The organism is Bacillus sp. RC251 (genome assembly GCF_044908765.1).
Taxonomy (GTDB): domain Bacteria; phylum Bacillota; class Bacilli; order Bacillales; family Bacillaceae_G; genus Bacillus_A; species Bacillus_A wiedmannii.
Map to the genome: position 1 here is coordinate 404,258 of NZ_JBIYDP010000003.1, position 20,666 is coordinate 424,923.

Genomic DNA, 20,666 nt, shown 5'->3' on the forward strand with positions numbered 1-20,666 from the left:
AAGCGAAAAATGAGGTGAATGGATATGGCAAAGCAGAATAAGGCGTACAAATTTCGTCTGTATCCCACAGAAGAACAAGCACATCTCATACGTAAAACGTTCGGATGTATACGCTTTGTGTATAATAAAATGCTGGCTGAACGGAAAGAACTATATTTATAAAGATTTAAAACAAGTAACATGTTCAGTACTAGCAATCGCTGGTGATAAAGACATTCAGGCTGATCCAGAAAAAGCGAAGCGAATTGGTCATTATGTGAAAGGTGATTCTGAGGTACATGTAGCAAAAAATATGGATCATAGTTTAAAAAGTTTTGAAAGAGATTTTAAAGTATTAGAGCTTCAAAAGAACTATAAAGAGGGAGCGGGAAAGCCACTTCACCCGATGCTAGAAGAAATAATTGTGAATTGGATAAGTGCGAATTTTATCTCGCAATATGAGGGGAATAAGACTTCCAGCTCAATATTAGGCGGAAGTGAGGAAGATTAATTGTTGGTACAAGGTCTGTTGTTGTAGGCGGATTTAGTTTAGTATTTGGGTTGTAAGTTTTTTGTGATATTTTCCATTTTAAAATGGGGGATATGATTAATTAACCTATTAAAAACGAACATTAAAAACATTTTTAATAAAAATGTTCACTTTTAGATTGCGTGCACACTAAAAGTTTGATATATTACCAATATAATAATTTTACACATCATCACTCGTATATACTCGGTAATATGGTCCGAGCGTTTCTACCTAGTTCCCAATGAAAGAACTGGACTACGGGTTAAAGTGTTCGGCCGTGCTGTTCAATGAGCGCTATCGATCTATAATTTTGCATTTGTTTTACCTTATGCTTAATTAACTTTGACTATCGTAGTTCTAGAAAGTAGAGATTCTTCTACAATTTCTAGAACTTTTTTGTTTGGACCAAAAGTATCGAGTATAGAAAACAACAAGAGAAAGAGGAGATTATTTATGAAGAAGAATACGTTGAAAAAATGTGCTGCCCTAGTAACTACTGTTGCATTGTCATTCTCGATACTTGCGGGATGTAATGCGAGTCCGAAACAAGTTGAGGCAAAAAACAATCAAAAACCAATCTTAATTCAAGGGCCAATGCCGATAGAAGCTGAAAAGTTTGCAAAAAAGTTGAAAAATGTGAAAGAAGAAAAGTCTGGAACTTTCGTATTTTATAAAGGCACTGTCGATAATTATCCTGTAATCGTAGCGAAAACAGGTAAAGGAATGGAAAATACAGCAGCTGCTACAGCAGTGGCTATTGAAAAATATAAGCCTAAGGCGATTATTAACCAAGGAACATCAGGTGGACACGATCCAAATTTAAACGTATTTGATATTGTTTTAGGAAAACAAGTAGCAAACATAGGTTCATTAAAAACAACAAATATGGATGAGAATCAAGGGATTGAACCGACAAAATGGATTTCAATGGACTTAATGGCTTCTGAAGGAAGTGCAGGAGAAGATCCAAATGCTGAGAAAATCCGATACTACGAGGGAGATAAGGATTTACTTGCAGCAGCTAATGCGGTAAAAGATAAATATACAAAAGGTAAAGTGGTTGAAGGGACTATAGGTTCAGCAGATCTTTGGAATAATGAAGTTGATAGAATTAAATGGTTCCATACAAAATACGGTACATCTGTTGAAGAAATGGAAGGTGCTGCCGCAGCGCAAATCGCAAAAGCTTATGACGTACCATTTTTAGGGATTCGAGTATTATCTAACAATAAAACAAACGGCGGAAAATACAATCCAAATACAGCGGCGGCAAATCAAGAATATGTATATGAAGTAGTTAAAAAGTATATAGATTCGATACCAAATAAATAGTAGTAGTTCTGTCTCAATATAAAAATGTTATCATTACTGCGCAATGTGTTGTGAACTCAGAATTACCAAAGTTTCTTTAATTAAAATAGATTGGTGCCTTACATGGTATCCAATCTATTTTTGTACTTATTTTTCAGAGGAAGAAGGGTTTTACACCAAAAAATAAAGACAATTATAGAAAAAGGAAAAGTCGAACGATTGATCAAATATGCATAATTGCATGAAAAAATTGAAATTTATAAGTTAACATTAAACTACTTTTTAATTGTAAAGAATATTTTAATAATCTTTACTAGAGAAGGATATTCGTTGAGAAGTAGATAAACCAAAAGTGTGGAAATAATACAGACTCAATAGAGTTTTGTATTAAATAAAAAGAAAAGGATGGGTATGGCTTTCTAAAAGTTTTTTGGGGTTAGAAAGCATTTTTTAGTTAATAGCTTCAAATTATATTTTAAAGGGGAAATGGGTATATGAAGTTTCGAAATACAAAGCTTGCTATGGTTACACTATCTTCATTTTTTATTTTAAGTACTGCATCTCTATCATTCACAGATATCATACACGGTGAAGTAGCTTCTGCATCACCACAAGAGATTACTGTAAAAAGCTATGATGATACATATTATAATAATGCAATAGGAAAAACGGGTTTAGAGTTAAAGAAGGAACTTCATAATATTATTGATGATCATACAAAGTTATCATACAGTGCGGTTTGGGAAGCACTAAGAGATACTGATGAAGATCCAAATAATAAAAACAATGTGATACTCTTATATACTGGGCGTTCGCAAGGGAAACTTACGAATGGTTCAGGAGTTGATAATTGGAACCGAGAGCATGTTTGGGCAAAATCTCACGGTGATTTTGGAACGACTGCAGGAGCTGGAACAGATTTGCATCATTTAAGAGCGACGGATGTATCTGTAAATAGCTCACGTGGAAATCTGGATTTTGATAATGGTGGTGTGAATCATTCGGAAGCGACAGAATGTAAATATGATAGTGATTCTTGGGAACCTCGTGATAGTGTAAAAGGAGATATCGCTAGAATGCTATTTTACATGGCTGTTCGTTATGAAGGAGATAACGGCGAAATAGACTTAGAATTAAATGAAAAGGTGAATAATAATAAAGATCCATACATGGGCAAACTATCCGTTTTACTAAAATGGAATGAACAAGACCCTGTAGATGATTTAGAGCGAAAGCGTAATGAAGTGATTTTTACGAAATATCAACATAATCGTAATCCCTTTATTGATCATCCGGAATGGGTAAATAAAATTTGGAAGTAAAATACTTAAAGGTATTTTACTTTGAGAGAAGGGATTGATCACTATGATCAATCCCTGTTTATATCTATACTAGAATAAGTGATCTTTATAGGATTGGAGAATAGAATCGATATTTTATTAAGTAAAGTATAATATGAGTCTTTTAATACGGTCCCCACTCAATATTCACACCAACAATAAGAAAAATAAGTCCGATGATAAACCAAATGAATGCAAGTGGAGCCATGAAGCGAATCCATTTGCCGTAAGAAATGCCGCTCGCTGCGAGTACGCCCATTAAAACACCGGAAGTTGGATTGAGGCAGTTTACTACACCTTCTCCAAGCATAACAGCTTGTACTGTAACTTGACGTGTAATGTGCATGAAATCAGCTAATGGAGCTAATATCGGAATGAAAATAACAGATTCTCCTGTCCCCGATGAAATGAGGAAATGTAATGCGGCACTACTTACATACATGCCGATAACGCCAAATACAGGGCTTTGTCCTTCGAGAGACTGTGCGAGTTGGTTAACGATTGTATCAAGTAATTTGCCTTGTTCTAAGATGACTGAAATACAACGAGCCATTCCGACGATCAAAGCACCGTATATGAGATTTTGGCAGCCTGCTAGAAAAGTAGAAGCGATATCGTTCGCTTTCATACCACCTATTATTCCAGCTGTAATTGCTATGAAAATAAAAGTAGCGGTCATTTCTGCGTCCGTCCAATGGAGACGAAAAGCGCCTATTAAAAATGCAATTAACGATAAAGCCGAAACGAGTAAAATTAATTTGTGACGTATTGTCCAAGGAACTTCAGTTTTCTCTAGTTCTTTCTCACTTGAAAGAGCATTACTTGGAAACCAGTTGTCGCCGAGTAGGCTTCCTTTATTCGATTGTTTTAAGCGTTTTATATACCAATTAATATATAGAATGGTAGCCAATAAAAAAGAGATATAAATTGCCGTACGTAAACCAATTCCCGAAAACATCGGAAGTTCTGCGATTTTTTGTGAAATGCCTAAAGGTGAGGGAGATAAAATAGTAGCATTAAAACCAGCATAAGTGCCTAAATAAATAATTGCTACGCCAACGATAGCGTCCCATTTTAATGTGCGTGCCACGATGATGCCAATGGGGATAAAGCCGATAACTGAGTTAACGATAATGCCAGTCGTTCCGAGAATGGAAAAGAGTGCGGCGACAATACATATGAAAAGTAATTGCTGATTACGAAATTTGTTAATAACATGATAGATTAAACCGTCAAGAGCACCTGTTTTTTCAAGAATCGCAATAGCGCCACCCGTAAATAAAATTAAGAAGATGATCGGAGCAGCAAGTGTCATTCCTTTTTCAATAGCAGTAAAAAAAGAAACAAACCCTACTGGCGATTGTGGAACAGAATGATAACTTCCTGGTATTGTCGTCGTAACAGTCCCGTTTGTAACTCTTTTAAATTCTCCAGCAGGAACGAAATAAGTAGCTATTGCACATAGTAAAGCAATAAAAAATAGTAGTACATACGCATCAGGCATTTTAAACTTTCGTTTACTAGGTTGTTTTTTTACTTCAGTTTGTAATTGCATAAAACCCCTCCTTTTTCACCTAATTAATTTTTAATATTCTGAAATTTATCTGTGAAATAGATTATAATAAAGGTGGCTTCTTAAGGCAATAGTTTTTGTGTCCTTTTCCTGCATATATAAATTATCGCAACAATAGACAGGGAAACGAAAATAATCCAAGAATATGTTAAATAGAAAGTAAAAGGAAAAGAGGGAAAAAGATGTGGAAAACTACGGATCTATGTGATGAGTTTGAAAAAGAATTACAAATATGTCGCCAGTCTTTTCGATCTTTTGGGAAGAAAGAACAATTTCACGGGAAAATTGCAACGGTGAAAGTGAAGGATGATAATGTACTAGTGAAGGAAGGGTTGCAAACATTACCAGAAGGAACGGTATTAGTTGTTGATGGCGGAGCGTCTACGAATTGTGCGTTACTCGGTGATAATTTGGCAGCTATTGCGGAGGAAAGAAAGCTAGCAGGAATTATTGTATATGGATACGTTCGTGATTCTAGTGAACTAAAGAACATTAATATAGGTATTTTAGCGTTAGGGACAATGCCGAATAGAAGTGTAAAAGAAGGGAAAGGAGAACGAAATATTTCATTGCAATTTGGGCAAGTTGAATGGAAGCCGAATGAATATGTGTATGTGGATGAAGATGGCGTCATTATTAGTGAAAAGAGTTTGCATCGTTAATGGTTAGTAAGTTACTATTCTTAGAAAATAAATCCGATAAAGCATGGACAAAATTCTTTGTCAATAGTAAAATAATACAGAAATTTATAATTAACAGAATGTATAGGTTTATCGTTTTACGATAACTGAAATGGAAGTAAGTAGTGCCTAGAAAAGTGAATGTTATCACAATGATACGTTCATAAACAAAATTATTTTTCCTATACAAATATAGCCGCGAATGATGTGGGTAGGAGGTGTTGCACAGTTTGTTCGACACTTACAAAAAAAGAGTGTCAATTGCACGCCCTTGAAGGGTCTTTTTTTGTGTGAATAGTAGTAAGGGAGGAAATTTTGGGATGGCAATGTTGAAAAAATGGCTGCTTACGTCGTTAATGGCAGTTACACTCGTATTTGTTTCTTTTGCGAATACAGTACATATTACGTTTGCTGAAGGAAATACAGCAAAACTTGCAATTATTGGTGAATCACAAAAGGGCATTATGTTATGCCCGAAAGAAGAGCAAATTACAGATGGGGAAACAGCTTTAAGTTTGCTGCAAAAAGTCATGGGGGACAAAGTAACAGCAGAGACGATGTCGTTTGGAACGTATGTTAAAGGCATTGACGGCTTAATGGCTGGGGACACAAGCGGCTGGTTGTATGATGTAAATGATAAATCTGCAGAAGTTGGAGCAGATAGTTATAAATTAAAGTCTGGAGATGTTGTTGTCTTTCGTTTTGTTGCAGACTGGAGCAATATGAGCCAGGAAACATTACAGCAAACATTAGATAAATTTGGTACTTGTAAAACTGTAGAAGAACCAAAGACAGATGACCCAAAACCAGAAGAACCAAAAACAGATGATCCAAAAACGGATGATCCAAAACAAGAAAAACCAGAAGAACCAAAGACAGATGATCCAAAACCAGAAGAACCAAAAACAAATGATGAAAAGATAGAACAACCAAAGCAAGAGAACATTCAAGTTCCAGCAGCGAAAGTAAATGACGCGATCTCTAAGACATCTGAAAAGATGTTACAAGATGGAATTGAAAGTGATTGGGTAGCTTTAGGCCTTTCTCTTTCTGGAAAGAATGTTCCAATTGAGGCGAAATTAAATTATGTTAAGTCAGTAACTGAAAAAGTAGAAAAGCGCATTAACCGTTTTTCAGCGACAGATTTAGCTAGAACGATTATTATGATGAATGCAATGCAAGCAGACCCTACAAAGGTTGGCGAACATAATTTAGTTCAAAAATTGTATGAATCAGATAAAGTAAATTCTGTTACAGGTTATACATTTGCTTTACTTGCATTTGATACGAAGAAATATGAAGTGCCAGTGAATTCAAAATGGAATCGAGTTGCTTTAGTAGATGCGCTTTTAAACTCACAGCATACAGATGGCGGCTGGACTTACGATAGCGCAAGCAGTAAAGACAGTGCTAGTAGCGTTGATGTAACAGGTATGGTTTTATCAGCATTAGCTCCATATCAAGATCGACCAGATGTGAAGACAGCTGTAGAAAAAGCTGTTGCCTATTTATATAAAGAGCAACTAGAAAATGGTGGTTTTTCTGCTGATGGACAAGAAAACTCTAATAGTGTTGCGCAAGCAATTATTGGACTATCACTTGTGAAAGATGTAGATCAAAACCGTCTACATAAGGCAGTGCAAAATCTACTGTCATATCAACTTCAAAATGGTGAATTCAAATGGTTACCAAGTGATCAAAACGGTAGCGGAATGGCTACAGAGCAAGCATTCTTAGCTTTACTTCAGTTTAAAGATCTTGGAAAATCGATTTATGACTGGTCAACTGTATCTGTTCCTGAAATCGATAAAAAACCAAATGTGGATTCAGAGAATGTTGTAGTAGAAAAAGAAGTTACTGAACAACCAGAAGAACAAAAGCAAGTACAACAAGAAACGAAAGATGACACTCTAAAAGTTGTTGTTGATAACGAACCGGTTAAAAGCAAAAAGTCAGGAAACGGTAGCACGTTACCAAAAACAGGAGCATCTTCTCATAGTGCAGCTACAGAAGTAGGTATGGGTGTATTATGTATTGCTTCTGCATATGTATTATGGAGACGTAAAGCAGCTTAACAAAAATTAGGAGCAATCATTTGCTCCTAATTTTTAATATGAAAGGTGAGAGGCAACATGAGTAAGATGAAATGGTTTATTTCTTTAATGCTTTCACTTGGGCTACTTGCCGGGTGTGAAGAGGCAGCTGTAAAGCCTGAGAAGAAAGTAGAACCAAAACAAGAAGAGAAAAAAGATGAAGCGAAGCTGGAAGAAAAACCGGAGGAAAAACAAGCTGAACAAGAGAAAAATAAGCAAGACGAACAGAAAGAGAAACAAGAGCAAAAAGTAGAAGAGAAGCCGAAAGAAGAAAAGCCGCAGGCACAACCGGAAGTAAAGCAAGAAGAGAAACCTAAAGAACAGCCTGCTGCTAAGCAACCAGAACAGCAAAAAGCACAAGAAGAGAAACAACAAGAGCAACCGAAAGCACAAGAAGGAAAAGAAGAAGCGAAGGTTGTGAATCAGCCGAAAGAAACACCGAAGCAGGAGCAGAAGGTTGATCCGAATAAAGAGCAACAAGCAACTGTACCAACGCCACCAACACCGGTACCAGATCCAGTACCGCCAGTGCCAGATCCAGTAATACCAAAACCAAAACAAGTCACTATCTCAGTAAAAGGTGATAAAGGGTACTTATTAGGTGCGAAAAAAATGGATGTACAAGAAGGCGATACTGTTTATAAAGTATTGCAGCGTACAGGTTTAGATGTGGATGCGAGTGGATCTAAAGGCGATGTTTATGTAAAAGGGATTAATGATTTATATGAAAAAGATATTACAGCTACTAGTGGATGGAAATATCGTGTGAACGGTTCGTTTCCAAACCATAGTGCGGGTGTAGTGACAGTGAAGCCAGGAGATACAATCGAGTGGGTGTATGTATTAAAATAAGAAAGGTATTCGGTAAAGGACTATGAAAATAAGTTTTTCTTCTTTACATCCTTTTGTGAATTTTTTCTATTATATCGGGGTGATGATACTATGTATGATGTGTCTTCATCCTCTTTTTTTAATTGGGGCAATTCTATTAATCGTTATAATCAATGTGATGCAAGGGAATAGCGAAAAGATAAGAAAGATGTTACCGAGCACAATCGTTTTCTTTTTTATGGTCATTTTATTTAATTCATTATTAACACATAGAGGTCGAACTACATTATTTTGGTTAGGTGATAGCCGTATTAAGCTTGAGGCGATTATGTTTGGAGTAGTAATGGGGTTATTACTAGTTGCAATTATGTTTACGTTTGCTTCGTATAATGATATTATTTCAAGTCATAAATTTTTATATTTGTTTTCTAGAATTTCACCGAAAGTGGCATTGTTAACGATGATTACAGTGAGATTTGTTCCTTTGTTTATGAGGCGATTACAGAAAATAACACTCGTCCAAAAGACAAAAGGTGTACAAGTAGATGCAGGCTCAATTGTGGAACGAGTGAAAAATGGTATGCAATTGCTGCAAGTATTATTAATTTGTTCATTAGAAGATGCGCTGCAAACAGCAGATTCTATGCAAGCCCGTGGATTTGGTGTAACGAAGCGTACGACATATATTCGGTATAGAATGGAAAGACGAGATTGGTACACGCTCAGTTATTTAAGTATTCTACTTATCATTGCTATTATATGTAGTACGTATGGCGGAGGAAAGTTAATCATTTATCCGAAAGTCGAATCTATTCTATTTCAGCAATACGATGGAATGATGTTTGGCGTATTTACGATGTTTATTAGTCTACCAATTATAATGGAAGGAAGGGAGTGGATATGGTGGCGCATGCAGAAATAAACAATTTATCATTTGTATATGCTGATGAAAACGAATATGCGTTACAGCATATTTCTCTTTCTATTCAAAAAGGAGAGTTTATTACACTTGCTGGAGGATCAGGATCCGGGAAGACGACTTTATTAAAACATTTTAAAAAAGAATTACTTCCAATTGGTAAGCGTACTGGGGATACATATTATGATGGTACTTTATTAGAAAATGTACCGGATTTGTTATCTGCCCAAGAAATTGGTATGGTATTTCAAAATCCAGAAAATCAGCTCGTAATGGATACGGTCATTCAAGAATTAGCATTTTCTTTAGAAAATATCGGGTTACCATCACAGATTATTCAAAAACGAATAGCAGAGCTTATTAGCTTCTTAGGATTTCAAGATTTATTGCATCAATCTGTTCATACGTTATCTGGCGGGCAAAAGCAGCTTGTCAATTTAGCTGCGGTATTAGTTATGCAGCCGAAATTATTATTATTAGATGAACCAACGGCGCAGTTAGATCCAATTGCTGCGAAAGAGTTTTTAGGATTGTTAAAACGAATTAACGAAGAACTTGGCATTACGATCGTTTTAAGTGAACATCGTTTAGATGAGGTGGTACCACTTGCTACACGTGTTATTTGTATGAATAATGGTCAAATCGTGTATGATGGAAATCCTAAAACGGTTATAGCGAACATGTGGGAAGTTGAAAAATTCCGTCCATTTATTCCGCAAATTCCAAGATTATTTTTAGAATGGAACGCGGAAGATATTCCGTTTACAGTGCGAGAAGCGCAAATGAAACTGAATAATTTTTCAGAGATATCCTATGTGAATGAGCCAATAGCACAAAGTGAAAAGCACGAAGTTATTTTAAGTGCAGAGCATATATCTTTTCAATATGAAAAAAATAGTCCACTTATTTTACGAGATTTAACCGTATCGATTGAAAAAGGAAAATGGGTAGCACTCGTTGGGAAAAATGGGACAGGGAAGTCTACACTGTTAACGATTTTGGCGGGGTTACAAAAAGCGAGAAGAGGGAAAGTAAAGTGGAATGGGAAAGTGATACATAAAATTGATTCGAAAGAACGATTTAAAAGTATTGGGTATGTATCACAGCATCCGTATTATCATTTTACATTTGATACAGTGTGGGAAGAAGTGTATGAGCGTGCACGTGAATTATACGGAGAACAAGGAAAAGAAATAGCAGAACATCAGCTTAAAAAGTTTTGGCTATATGCACTTAAAGAACGCCATCCACATGATTGTAGCGGGGGAGAGCAACAACTACTTGCATTATGTACAACGTTATTAACAAAGCCAACTTTATTACTACTTGATGAACCGACAAAAGGATTAGATCCGTGGAAGAAAGAAAGAGTAGGAGAGCTATTTAGAAAACTGCAAAAAGTAGGTACAACAATTGTAATGGCAACGCATGATATTGAGTTTGCAGCGAAATACGTTGATCAATGTATGATGTTATTTGACGGAGCAGTCATTATGAATGATGCACCGAAAGAATTTTTTAGTGGAAACTTCTTTTATACAACATCTATCAATCGATTCATTCGAAAAGAATTGCCATATGCATTAACGTGGGAGGATGTGTACGAAGCGTGTCCAAACGATATGTTGCATTCATAATATGTATTTTTGCAGTTATAATAGGTACATTACTCTTTACTACACTTATCATGGATGGTTATTACATGTTAAGTAGTTTGTTTTTATTAGTCGTTATTATGTTACCTTTCTATATCCGTTTTGAAAGGAAGGTGTTTGTTTCACGTGAAATTGTTCTCGTTGCCGTGTTAGCGGCAATTGCAGCAGTTAGCCGTGTACCGTTTTCTCTTTTACCAAGTGTACAACCGACTTCTTTTGTTATTATCGTTTCTGCAATTGTGTTTGGAAGCGAAACTGGATTTATGATCGGGGCAACAGCGGCGATTGTGTCTAACATCTTTTTAGGGCAAGGTCCGTGGACGCCGTGGCAAATGTTTTCATGGGGTATGATTGGTTTTATAGCAGGCTTACTTCGTAATACGTTTTTAATGAAAAAGTTATGGGGGAGACTACTATACGGGTTCTTCGTGGGCTTTTTATTTGGCTGGATCATGAATTTCTGGGGGCTTCTCGGTTTTATACGTGAAGCAACGTGGGAAACAGTCATTTCGTATTATATCGCAAGTTTTTATTTCGATTTGAGCCATGCAATTTCAAATGTTGTGTTCTTACTATTATTTAGTACGTCTTGGATTACGATTCTTACGAGATTTAAAAAGAAATACGGCATATTAGATAAGCATAACATGGTATAGAAAAGCATACTCATATAAGGTAGGGTCGCGACTTACATATTCGTTTGCCTCTTTCATGCTTCTTACATATTGTAAGGAGCATTTTTCTGTATATTTTTTAATTATAACGGTAATAATTATGAAGTATGCCATTTGAAAAAACTTCCCACCTTATGATGGGAAGTTTTTTCAATCTTGTTCTAAAATATGAACCGTGTAATCACAACGTTGAATAGCTTGTTCGATCGCATAAAGTGATTGTTCAATACGAGCGCGATTAAAATCTTTTTCAACAGTCTGTAGCGCTTCTTCTAAACAATGTTTTGCTTCTTGTAATGATTGAAAAGAATTTTGGACATATCCGCGAGCATTTTCGTGCATTTCATAATCCTCCTTGCATATTCATATATGTATAGTATGAACAGTAAGGAACAAAATATAATTTGTTATATTTGTTTGACAATTAGAATGAAATTACGTATAGTAAGAATTAAGTGAATATTTTCTTATCCAGAGAGGTGGAGGGACTGGCCCGATGAAACCCAGCAACCGCGATGCAGGTGCTAATTCCAGCAGAACATATTTGTTCTGGGAGATAAGACGAAGATATATACGTAACTTCTTCTTATCGGAGAGGTTTTTTTGTTGCAAAAAAACCGATTACGAAAATTTATATTAAGAAGAAAGGGGTTGCGAAGTACTGTGACACTCGAAAAATACGTAAAACTGCGTAGTACAGTTTATGAATATATGATAGAGCAAGATAAGCCAATATCATTGTTAGATATTCAAGAACATATCGTTTCGCATCATGAAGGAAAATTCACGAAAAAGATGTTACATCAATTTTATTTATCAAGACTATTAGATGAACTGAAACTGGATGGGAAAATTACATTAGCTGATGAATATCTCTATACTGAAAAAGGGGTATTTTATAAGGCGGGAAAAGGGAGCTAAGCTCTCTTTTTTTGAAGTATGTAGAGTAAAAGACTGCTTAAGCAGCCTGATACAAGGGAATGGTGTTGAGTGTGTAGTGTCAAAGATTGAATGTGCCTGAAAGAGGCACTTCATATCGGCTGCAAATGAAAAGAGACACCTCCGCCGAATAGGTGTCAGTCGTTTTGTCATATAGACTTGCTATTTGACAGTTATTAGAATAACATGCAGGGGTTGTGGAAGTCAAAAGGGAATTAAAGGAAGAGGTGTTGTTATGTACGCTTATTTATTACAGGATATAACGAAATGGATTCCGAAATACATTGTAGATAGAGGATACGAATATTATGAAGATGGACATGTAGAAGATGTTGAAATACACGATAAGAAAATATTTGCTTTCGTTACTGGAAATGCAGGAAATTATGAAGTAATTATTGACCTTGAAGATTTTACAGAAAGTAGCTGCGAGTGTCCTTATGAGAATCTTTGCAAGCATATGGCGGCAGTTGTTTATGATATTCAAGGTGCTGGTGAAAGTACGGTAAAAGAGAAACTGAAAGATTTAGAAAAGGAAGAGTTACTTACAGTATTAAATCGTTTATTACAAAGTTCGAAAAACGTACAAATTGTAGAGAAGATGTTAAAGAAGGGGAAACTTTAACTTATAGAGGGAGTTGTTTTGTAGTGAATGTACTAATTGTATACGCTCATCCTAGTCCTTCCAGTTTTAATGCGGGGATATTAAAGCATGTGCAAAAAGGATTACAAGAAACTAATCATTCGGTTACGGTACTTGATTTATATAAGGAGCAATTTGATCCAGTCCTTGTATTTAATGAAGAGAAGAAAAGACGTGATTTAGTAAATGAAGAAGAAACAGCTCGGTACAGAACGTTAGTGGAAGAAGCAGATACTCTTCTCTTTATATATCCAGTATGGTGGTGGGGGATGCCTGCTATTTTAAAAGGATTTATTGATCGTATTTTTGTAGCTGGATTTGCTTATAAATATGAAGGGGCCCTGCCGAAAGGGTTATTGAAAGGTAAGAAGGCATGGGTAATTAATACATTAGACTCACCGTTATGGTATGTCGCGCTACTATATAGATCAGCGGATTGGATTATGATGAAGAGAGGTGTGTTACGTTTTTGCGGCATTCGCCATATAAAACGATCAGTTTTTCAATCTGTGAAAACGAGTAAAGTAGAGAAGCGGGAAAAGTGGTTATTACAAATAGAAGAAAAGGCTCGTACATTATGAGTGAAATCGAACGTATAATAAAGTGTTGCAATTATGATAATGAACTTTTTCGTACATATATTAATTGTTTAATCCAATTGAAGAAATGTAGTGAAACGTTTCTTCAAATTCAAATACAATTAAGAAATGATTATTTAACATATTATCCGAAAGAAGTCTCTTTCCTCAGGCATGTGAAAGACGATAGTCTAGCGGCAGGTGGGAGATGAATTTCGGTTTGGCGTAGCCAAACATTTGGTTTTCCTATTTATTTCACCTCTGATATAATCAGTCTTATAAGAGGGGGATTTTGGTATAACAATGAAAGTAGATAATAATCTTGTAGTGTTCAGGTTGTGTGATCACCATCATAGCTTATGGGAAATGAAGCAGAAAATGAGGTGAGTGGATATGGCAAAGTATAATAAGGCGTACAAATTTCGTCTGTATCCAACAGAAGAACAAGCACATCTCATACGTAAAACGTTCGGATGTGTACGCTTTGTGTATAACAAAATGCTGGCTGAACGAAAAGAAGTATATGAAAAGTATAAAGAGAACCAGGAAGAACTGAAGAAACAAAAATTCCCTACTCCTGCGAAATACAAAGTAGAGTATGAATGGCTGAAAGAAGTCGATTCTTTAGCATTGGCTAATGCGCAATTAAACTTGCAAGCTGCGTATAAGAATTTTTTTAGTGGTCAAAATGATTTTCCTACATTCAAAAGTAAAAAGAGTAGAAAATCTTATACAACGAATCGAGTAAACGGAAATATTATGTTATTTCATGGTTATATCAAATTACCGAAACTGAAAATAGTGAAACTGAAGCAACATAGGGCAATCCCGCTAAATCATATCATTAAATCGTGTACGATTTCGATGACACCTACTGGTAAATACTATGTGTCCATCTTGACTGAATATGAAAAAGAGATTGTACAAAAAGAAGTACAAAGTGTAGTTGGATTAGACTTCGCAATGGCTGAATTGTATGTGAGTAGCGAAGATGAGAAAGCCAATTATCCTCGCTTTTATCGTCAGATGTTAGACAGATTAGCAAAAGCGCAACGAGTATTATCAAGACGCATGAAAGGTTCAGAGCGCTGGAATAAACAACGCATTCGTGTAGCGAAATTGCATGAAAAGGTAACCAATCAACGTAAAAATTTCCTTCATCACAAGTCTAAAGAATTAGCTACGATTTTTGACGTTGTAGCAATCGAAGACCTACACATGAAAGGAATGTCACGAGCACTTAGATTTGGTAAAAGTGTAGCGGATAACGGTTGGCGGATGTTCACGACATTTTTAGCATATAAGCTACAAGAACAAGGAAAACAGCTTGTAAAAATAGATAAATGGTTTCCTTCTACAAAGATGTGTAGTCGTTGTGGAAATAAAAAAGAAATGCCATTATGTGAACGCACATATGCGTGTTCGTGTGGACTCACAATCAGTCGTGACTATAACGCAGCGATCAATATCAAAAAGGAAGCCATCCGCTTATTAGTGTTGGCATAAATAGTAACAAAAGAACCTTTGGAACAAGGGAGTTAGCTCGGCTGTCCTAGGGCAAATTCGTTAGCTATCAAAAGTAGCGATGAACCGAGAAGCCCCCACTCGGGGTAAGCTCGTAAGAGGTACTAAGTGGTGGGTAGTTCACTAAGAGGAATTTGTGAAAGTGAAGTGGATGAGGTAGTAAGAGGAAGTAAAGAGTATGATACATATTTTCTTCCTAAAGCATTACAGTGGAATTTCCTTAAAAACAATCCACATTTAATTGAAAAAGTATGTGAAGAATTTTTTGCATTTGAGGCGTTATGGAGTGGGAGGACGTAATAAATTGCGTGGGAAATAAGTGATTTATTATGTAAAAAAGCTAGTATAAAACTAGCTTTTCGTTTAAATAAATAAGAAGCATAGACTAATGATAAATCCTGCATATAGTAAGTTAACAACGCAAAATCCCATAATATCACGAGCACCTAAACCAGCTATCGCTAATGCCGGTAATGCCCAGAATGGTTGAATCAAATTCGTCCAAGCATCGCCCCACGCAATGGCCATTGCTGTTTTTGCAGCAGGTACACCAAGTTCGGCACCAGCTGGAATCATAATTGGTGCTTGCACAGCCCATTGACCGCCACCAGATGGAACAAAAATATTAACGATGCCAGCACTTAAAAAAGTAAAGAGTGGGAAAGTCGTTTCGTTTGACATGCTAATAAAGAAATTCGAAATAGCTCCTCCAAGTGAAAGTCCGTCACTATTTGCTCCAATCATCATTCCCATAATTCCAGCATAAAACGGAAATTGAAGTAAAATACCAGAAGCACTTTTCGTAGAGTCCGAAAAAGCGCGAATATATTGAATCGGAGTACGGTGGAAAATAAGTCCAGCAATTAATAACATAAAAATCACGATATCGAGAGTAAGGTTAAAGCCTTTCGTATAAAAGTAATTGAAAATATAAATGAGACCTAACAATCCAACACAAAGTGTAATAATGATGCTATTTTCCATTTTTTCAGCGAACGTATTGTTCCCTACTTCTTGAGCGGCAGCTTCTTCATGAAATACGCTAGGATCTACCGTTATCGTATGTTTTTCATCTGGATGCATCGCTTTATTAATGAGAGGCATCGTAACGAGAAAAATAATAACTGGAACGAGAGCGTATGGTGAGAATAATGTTTCTGTTATTGGAATCGCTTCTTTTATACTTCCCGCTGTCGTTTTAATTAACGTTTCGCCGCCAGTTGCTAACGTAAGAGGAATAGAAGCAGAAAGCCCCGCATGCCAAATGAGAAATCCAGAGTAAGAAGAAGCAATTGCTAGTCTATAATCTAATCCTTCAAGCTGCCTTGCCACTTCTTTTGCATATAAAACAGATACAACAATACCAAATCCCCAGTTTATGTATGCTCCTAGTAAACTTACGATTGAAATGGCAATAATACCTTGTCCATTCGTTTTCGGTAGTTTTGCCGCTTTCGTTAATCCTTTTTTAATGAGAGGCGCGTTTGCTAAAGCAGATCCTGTCACGAGTACAAGTGCCATTTGCATAGAAAAGGCGAGTAGTCCCCAAATGCCATTACCCCAGTGATTAATCATTTCCACAGGTGTTTGGTGCGTTGCAAACATGCCGAAGAAGATAACAAAAACAGTTAATAAACATGATAAAATAAACGGTTCGGGCAAGAAACGTTGCACTAAGGCAACGCAACCATTTGTAAAAGAACGAAACAAAATAGATCAACCTCCTTATGTATATGTATTACAATTATTCGAGGTTGTTTTTGGGATTACCTTTAATATACTGAAAAATAAGATAATTATACAAGTAGAGAAAATAAGAGCAAGATTATTGCGAATTTCTAATATAGTATATAAATGTCTAGCATTTACACCAAAAAATACAAAGGGAATTCAAAATAACTATTGATTTGAAATAACACCGGTTGTAAAATAGTGGTGGATATTCTTGGTTTTGGAAAAAGGGAGTGGTGTTGTAATGAACAAAACGAAATTGTTTATTGGATCTTCTTTAATTGCTTCGTTAAGTACTTCAGTTTTTCCAAATTCTTTAGTTACAATCACAAGACAATACAAAGAGAATTTAGTGTGTACGAATGGGTGGTAATAGATCAGCGAGAAAATGTGGAATAATCATATTGGTTTTGTTTTTTATTTTGAGTGCTTGTTCTAGTGAAAATAATAATACTTTTAAACAAGCAGATATTGAAAAGGGAATAGTGTATGAATTACTTTCTAAAAATACAAATACGAACACTGAAATATCTTATAAAATAAAAATGACGAATAATACCGATTATGTTATTGCGCAAAATAATGTTATGTTTTCATTTCCTAAATCCCCAACAAAATCTGCTCAAACAACTAATCCATTTAAAGTGTTAGCTAAAGGTAATAAATTAAATGTTAAACCTGGGGATAGTGTTGTTTTGGAAGTATCATTTTCTCCTGATTTTTATTCTGAATTTAAGAATACAGAAGTGACTAAAGCGAATTTGTATATAACGGGTTATATCGATAAATTAGCTGATGAAAATCATTTTGATTTTATTAAAAGTATTAATTTAGATTGAAAAAGTGAGCTATTTAACATGTTAGTGTTAAATAGCTCACTTTTATTTAGAAGAATGCACTAAGTTAAGTTAGACAGGCAAAATGGGGGTATGTAGTTTACGTTTCTGGAATAATTGTAATAGCGATGGTCCGAATCGAAGCCTCAATTTCGTCGTTTTTACTTTGGCTATTGTAGTATTTAATCATTAATTCGTTAAGTTCATTTTGAAACTTTCCAAAGTGTTCTTCATCTAGCTTTAATTCTACTACAGAAAAAGTAGCCTTATCTTCTTGACTGTTTTGTTCCTCTAATTTCTTAAGGTAACTTTGATATTGTGTCATAAGTGATAACTGGTAGTAGGAAATGTAGTTTAACTTTTGATCATCAGATAAGCCTTTCCATTCACTTCCTTCAATTTTTGCATCTTCTTCATTGATTGCGTAATATTTTTCAGAAACAGATTTCACCTTTTTTTCTTTAATTACATGGACGATACCAGAATCAACCATAGTTTGTAGCTGTCTATATAGTGTTGCTTGTGGTACATTTTTAATGATTTTTACCATTTCTAATGGTGTTAGCCCATCGTCCTTATTTCTCATTAACACTTGGCAAATTTTCATTCTTACAGGATGCATTAAAATTTCAACTTTATTACTCATTATATCACCTTATGTATTGTTTTTTATTCTCATTATAAATAATGAGAATAATGATTGCAATCCATCCGTTTTTATTTTATCATTATCAATAATGATAATGAGATTTGAAAGGAGTGATGACAATGAAAATACATTATGGATTGAATGATCTTAAAGACATTGATATTATGGCTTTTCTACCCATTATATTGCCAGTTATTGCAGTCGGGGCACTTTTAGTTTTCATTGCATTCATTGATTTATACCGAAATAGAAAAACAAGAAAAAATGTACTTGTATGGACGCTAATTATTATTTTTGTTAACGTATTGGGACCTATTCTGTACTTTGTTATAGGGAGAAAGGACAGTGAGAAATTATGAAATTAGAGATTAGAAATGTAACAAAATCATTTAAAGGGAAAATTGCTGTCAATACTTTCTCGATGGAACTGCAATCAGGGGAATGTGTAGGGTTAATCGGACCAAATGGAGCAGGGAAATCCACATTAATAAAAGTGATTTCGGATATTATTAATCCAGATGTTGGTGAAGTGTTATTGAATGGGATAAAAATATCAAAAATGAAAAGAGAAATTGGCTACTTACCGCAATACCCTAATTTTTTTCATTGGATGACGGCGCGAGAAACCCTTATGTTTATGGGGCAACTTTCAGGGGTGAAAAAAGAAGTGTTGTCAAAGTCTATACCAGAAATTTTGGAGAAAGTTGGATTAAGTGGAGAAGAAGGTTCAAAGGTGAGTACCTTTTCTGGAGGAATGAAACAAAGACTCGGTATTGCACAAGCATTACTGCATAAACCTTCGCTGATTGTCATGGATGAACCGGTATCCGCATTAGATCCAATCGGTAGAAGGGAAGTATTAAATCTCATTGAAGAAATAAAAAAAGATACGACTATTTTATTATCAACCCATATATTAAGTGATGCAGAAGAAATCTGTGAACGATTTGTCATGATTAAAGATGGAACAAAGATAGAAGATACAACAATTACTGAACTTTTACACCGGAATAGTGAAAATAAATTAATGATTGAAATAACAGCTAAAGATCAAAAGTGGATTGAAGTTGTAAAAAAATTACCGTATGTGAAGGACGTTGAAGTGGTTGGGCTTAAAATCAAAGTGAAGGTTGAAAGTATTGAAATAAATAAAAATATGTTATTGCAAAATGCACTCGAACATAAAGTGGACATCGTTAAATTTGAAATGAGCAACGATACTTTAGAAGAAATTTTCTTGAAATTGGTGGTGCAAAAATGAATAACTCAATTGTATTGATAAAAAAAGAATGTGTTCAAATGTTACGTGATTTTAAGATTATTTGGCTACCAATTGTTTTTATATTTTTAGGCGCAACACAACCGATAGTAACTCATTATTTGCCATCAATTTTAGAAGCGTTAGGTGGAGGACAGGGAATTACTATTGATCCGAATATGGCAGCGCAACAAGGGGGTGAAGTATTAGCGAGTACTTTGGGATCTCAGTTTGATCAGCTTGGACTTATGATTCTAGTGATTTCTATGATGGGTACTATTCAAACAGATAAAGCAAATGGTATGTTGGCTTTTATTTTAACAAGACCCGTTACTGTTACTTCATATGTAGGTGGGAAAATAGTGTCGAACTATTTAATGGTAGCGTTTAGTGTAACAATTGGATACGTTACTTCTTATCTATATGTAAATTATCTTTTTACTGCTGTTCCATTTGCACAACTAATTACTGGATTACTATTTTATCTAATTTGGGTTCTTTTTATCGTATCTTTCACAACAATGATAAGTGCTATTTTTCACAGTCAAGGTATGATTGCGTTAATTTCAATTGTTTTCCTTTTAGCCTGTAGAGTAATCGTCGGTTTGAATCCAATAATGGATCAGCTTAATCCAGCCAGTATGAGTAAGTATGCAATGGAAACGTTAGTTACGGGGGGAGTAAATTCAAACGCAATAATTACTGGATTACTAACTATAGTTTGGATTTTATTTACACTCTTCGTAACGTATTATTGGATTGCTAGTAAAAAGTTTAATGATGAATAACCGTGATGAGGGTAATGGTTTTAAGTAAAACACCCCAACAAGAAAAAGCTTCCACTACTGTGGAAGCTTTTCGAATTGAAAGTGTTGGAAGTACTACGAGAACAGTGGTGCCTTATGAATAAGGGGCAATAAA

Annotated in this window: 21 protein-coding genes, 4 pseudogenes and 2 riboswitches; of the genes and pseudogenes, 21 read left to right on the plus strand and 4 right to left on the minus strand. The window is 35.3% G+C overall.

Translation table 11 applies throughout. From position 1 onward, the window contains the following. Positions 1 to 24: 24 nt before the first annotated feature. From ABH961_RS16110 to ABH961_RS16125, 4 genes and pseudogenes are all read left to right on the plus strand, one after another. Positions 25 to 156 (plus strand): annotated as a pseudogene (locus tag ABH961_RS16110) (helix-turn-helix domain-containing protein); the annotation flags it as partial. After that, positions 155 to 490, plus strand: a pseudogene (locus ABH961_RS16115) (alpha/beta hydrolase); the annotation flags it as partial. The pseudogenes ABH961_RS16110 and ABH961_RS16115, both read left to right, overlap by 2 nt. Before the next feature lie 195 nt (positions 491 to 685). Beyond that, positions 686 to 789: riboswitch (purine riboswitch) on the plus strand. Positions 790 to 964: 175 nt separating this feature from the next. After that, a complete protein-coding gene (locus ABH961_RS16120; RefSeq protein ID WP_404519645.1) occupies positions 965 to 1,843 on the plus strand; it encodes a 5'-methylthioadenosine/S-adenosylhomocysteine nucleosidase in 879 nt (292 codons plus the stop codon). Positions 1,844 to 2,316: 473 nt separating this feature from the next. Then, positions 2,317 to 3,144, plus strand: a complete 828-nt coding sequence (locus ABH961_RS16125; RefSeq protein ID WP_048544587.1) for an endonuclease I family protein — start codon at positions 2,317 to 2,319, stop codon at positions 3,142 to 3,144. Between the two features lie 142 nt (positions 3,145 to 3,286). On the opposite strand, the gene ABH961_RS16130 is transcribed toward ABH961_RS16125, so the two are convergent. Next, positions 3,287 to 4,717, minus strand: coding sequence for a YfcC family protein (locus tag ABH961_RS16130; RefSeq protein ID WP_098122793.1), 1,431 nt, complete (start codon positions 4,715 to 4,717; stop codon positions 3,287 to 3,289). 200 nt (positions 4,718 to 4,917) lie between these two features. On the opposite strand from ABH961_RS16130, the gene rraA reads away from it, so the two are divergent. The 6 genes from rraA to ABH961_RS16160 all read left to right on the plus strand — a co-directional run bounded on the left by rraA (position 4,918) and on the right by ABH961_RS16160 (position 11,569). Continuing rightward, positions 4,918 to 5,397 carry a ribonuclease E activity regulator RraA gene (gene rraA / locus ABH961_RS16135; RefSeq protein ID WP_098069020.1) on the plus strand — a complete coding sequence of 160 codons (480 nt, stop codon included), beginning with the start codon at positions 4,918 to 4,920 and terminating at the stop codon, positions 5,395 to 5,397. Between the two features lie 338 nt (positions 5,398 to 5,735). Next, entirely contained in the window at positions 5,736 to 7,490 is a 1,755-nt protein-coding gene (locus ABH961_RS16140; RefSeq protein WP_404519648.1) for a DUF4430 domain-containing protein, read from the plus strand. A gap of 57 nt (positions 7,491 to 7,547) precedes the next feature. Then, complete coding sequence (locus tag ABH961_RS16145; protein WP_141559063.1) at positions 7,548 to 8,360, plus strand: DUF4430 domain-containing protein; 813 nt, start codon at positions 7,548 to 7,550, stop codon at positions 8,358 to 8,360. A gap of 22 nt (positions 8,361 to 8,382) precedes the next feature. Continuing rightward, positions 8,383 to 9,261 carry an energy-coupling factor transporter transmembrane component T gene (locus ABH961_RS16150; protein WP_098047986.1) on the plus strand — a complete coding sequence of 293 codons (879 nt, stop codon included), beginning with the start codon at positions 8,383 to 8,385 and terminating at the stop codon, positions 9,259 to 9,261. Then, positions 9,240 to 10,895 carry an ABC transporter ATP-binding protein gene (locus ABH961_RS16155; protein ID WP_048544600.1) on the plus strand — a complete coding sequence of 552 codons (1,656 nt, stop codon included), beginning with the start codon at positions 9,240 to 9,242 and terminating at the stop codon, positions 10,893 to 10,895. The genes ABH961_RS16150 and ABH961_RS16155 overlap by 22 nt, the downstream gene beginning before the upstream one ends. After that, entirely contained in the window at positions 10,868 to 11,569 is a 702-nt protein-coding gene (locus tag ABH961_RS16160; RefSeq protein WP_048544603.1) for an ECF transporter S component, read from the plus strand. Before ABH961_RS16155 ends, ABH961_RS16160 begins: the two co-directional genes overlap by 28 nt. A gap of 168 nt (positions 11,570 to 11,737) precedes the next feature. Here ABH961_RS16160 and ABH961_RS16165 read toward each other — a convergent pair whose 3' ends face one another. Further along, complete coding sequence (locus ABH961_RS16165; RefSeq protein WP_000545003.1) at positions 11,738 to 11,929, minus strand: hypothetical protein; 192 nt, start codon at positions 11,927 to 11,929, stop codon at positions 11,738 to 11,740. Positions 11,930 to 12,051: 122 nt separating this feature from the next. After that, positions 12,052 to 12,150: riboswitch (SAM riboswitch) on the plus strand. 40 nt (positions 12,151 to 12,190) lie between these two features. Between ABH961_RS16165 and ABH961_RS16170 the strand changes: the two genes are divergently transcribed. The 6 genes and pseudogenes from ABH961_RS16170 to ABH961_RS16195 form a co-directional block, all read left to right on the plus strand. Continuing rightward, positions 12,191 to 12,508: a hypothetical protein gene (locus tag ABH961_RS16170; RefSeq protein WP_002096439.1), complete on the plus strand. Its 318-nt coding sequence runs from the start codon at positions 12,191 to 12,193 to the stop codon at positions 12,506 to 12,508. 253 nt (positions 12,509 to 12,761) lie between these two features. Further along, positions 12,762 to 13,151 (plus strand): SWIM zinc finger family protein, encoded by a 390-nt coding sequence (locus ABH961_RS16175; protein ID WP_098047983.1) that lies wholly within the window; start codon positions 12,762 to 12,764, stop codon positions 13,149 to 13,151. A 23-nt stretch (positions 13,152 to 13,174) separates the two neighbouring features. Beyond that, entirely contained in the window at positions 13,175 to 13,750 is a 576-nt protein-coding gene (locus ABH961_RS16180) for an NAD(P)H-dependent oxidoreductase (RefSeq protein ID WP_098069024.1), read from the plus strand. Further along, positions 13,747 to 13,887: pseudogene (locus ABH961_RS16185) on the plus strand (group-specific protein); the annotation flags it as partial. The gene ABH961_RS16180 and the pseudogene ABH961_RS16185, both read left to right, overlap by 4 nt. 253 nt (positions 13,888 to 14,140) lie before the next feature. Further along, complete coding sequence (locus tag ABH961_RS16190; RefSeq protein WP_098047982.1) at positions 14,141 to 15,253, plus strand: RNA-guided endonuclease TnpB family protein; 1,113 nt, start codon at positions 14,141 to 14,143, stop codon at positions 15,251 to 15,253. Positions 15,254 to 15,394: 141 nt separating this feature from the next. Beyond that, positions 15,395 to 15,594: pseudogene (locus tag ABH961_RS16195) on the plus strand (hypothetical protein); the annotation flags it as partial. Positions 15,595 to 15,634: 40 nt separating this feature from the next. Here the strand turns inward: ABH961_RS16195 and ABH961_RS16200 are convergent. Then, a complete protein-coding gene (locus tag ABH961_RS16200) occupies positions 15,635 to 16,981 on the minus strand; it encodes a short-chain fatty acid transporter (protein WP_098078209.1) in 1,347 nt (448 codons plus the stop codon). 265 nt (positions 16,982 to 17,246) lie between these two features. Between ABH961_RS16200 and ABH961_RS16205 the strand changes: the two genes are divergently transcribed. Then, positions 17,247 to 17,375: a hypothetical protein gene (locus ABH961_RS16205; RefSeq protein WP_255256184.1), complete on the plus strand. Its 129-nt coding sequence runs from the start codon at positions 17,247 to 17,249 to the stop codon at positions 17,373 to 17,375. Then, the gene (locus tag ABH961_RS16210) at positions 17,365 to 17,841 is read left to right on the plus strand and encodes a hypothetical protein (protein WP_098069026.1); all 477 of its coding nucleotides are present in this window, start codon (positions 17,365 to 17,367) and stop codon (positions 17,839 to 17,841) included. The genes ABH961_RS16205 and ABH961_RS16210 overlap by 11 nt, the downstream gene beginning before the upstream one ends. 97 nt (positions 17,842 to 17,938) lie before the next feature. Here ABH961_RS16210 and ABH961_RS16215 read toward each other — a convergent pair whose 3' ends face one another. Next, on the minus strand, positions 17,939 to 18,484 hold the full coding sequence (locus tag ABH961_RS16215; RefSeq protein WP_098069027.1) for a transcriptional regulator: 546 nt from the start codon (positions 18,482 to 18,484) through the stop codon (positions 17,939 to 17,941). A gap of 122 nt (positions 18,485 to 18,606) precedes the next feature. Here ABH961_RS16215 and ABH961_RS16220 point away from each other — a divergent pair, with 122 nt between their 5' ends. Genes ABH961_RS16220 through ABH961_RS16230 form a run of 3 tightly spaced genes read left to right on the plus strand, consistent with a single transcriptional unit; the run spans position 18,607 to position 20,533 of the window. Then, positions 18,607 to 18,846, plus strand: a complete 240-nt coding sequence (locus ABH961_RS16220; protein WP_098078211.1) for a PLD nuclease N-terminal domain-containing protein — start codon at positions 18,607 to 18,609, stop codon at positions 18,844 to 18,846. Continuing rightward, the gene (locus tag ABH961_RS16225) at positions 18,843 to 19,748 is read left to right on the plus strand and encodes an ABC transporter ATP-binding protein (protein WP_098047980.1); all 906 of its coding nucleotides are present in this window, start codon (positions 18,843 to 18,845) and stop codon (positions 19,746 to 19,748) included. Before ABH961_RS16220 ends, ABH961_RS16225 begins: the two co-directional genes overlap by 4 nt. Further along, on the plus strand, positions 19,745 to 20,533 hold the full coding sequence (locus ABH961_RS16230; RefSeq protein WP_048544619.1) for an ABC transporter permease subunit: 789 nt from the start codon (positions 19,745 to 19,747) through the stop codon (positions 20,531 to 20,533). Before ABH961_RS16225 ends, ABH961_RS16230 begins: the two co-directional genes overlap by 4 nt. Positions 20,534 to 20,666 lie beyond the last annotated feature (133 nt).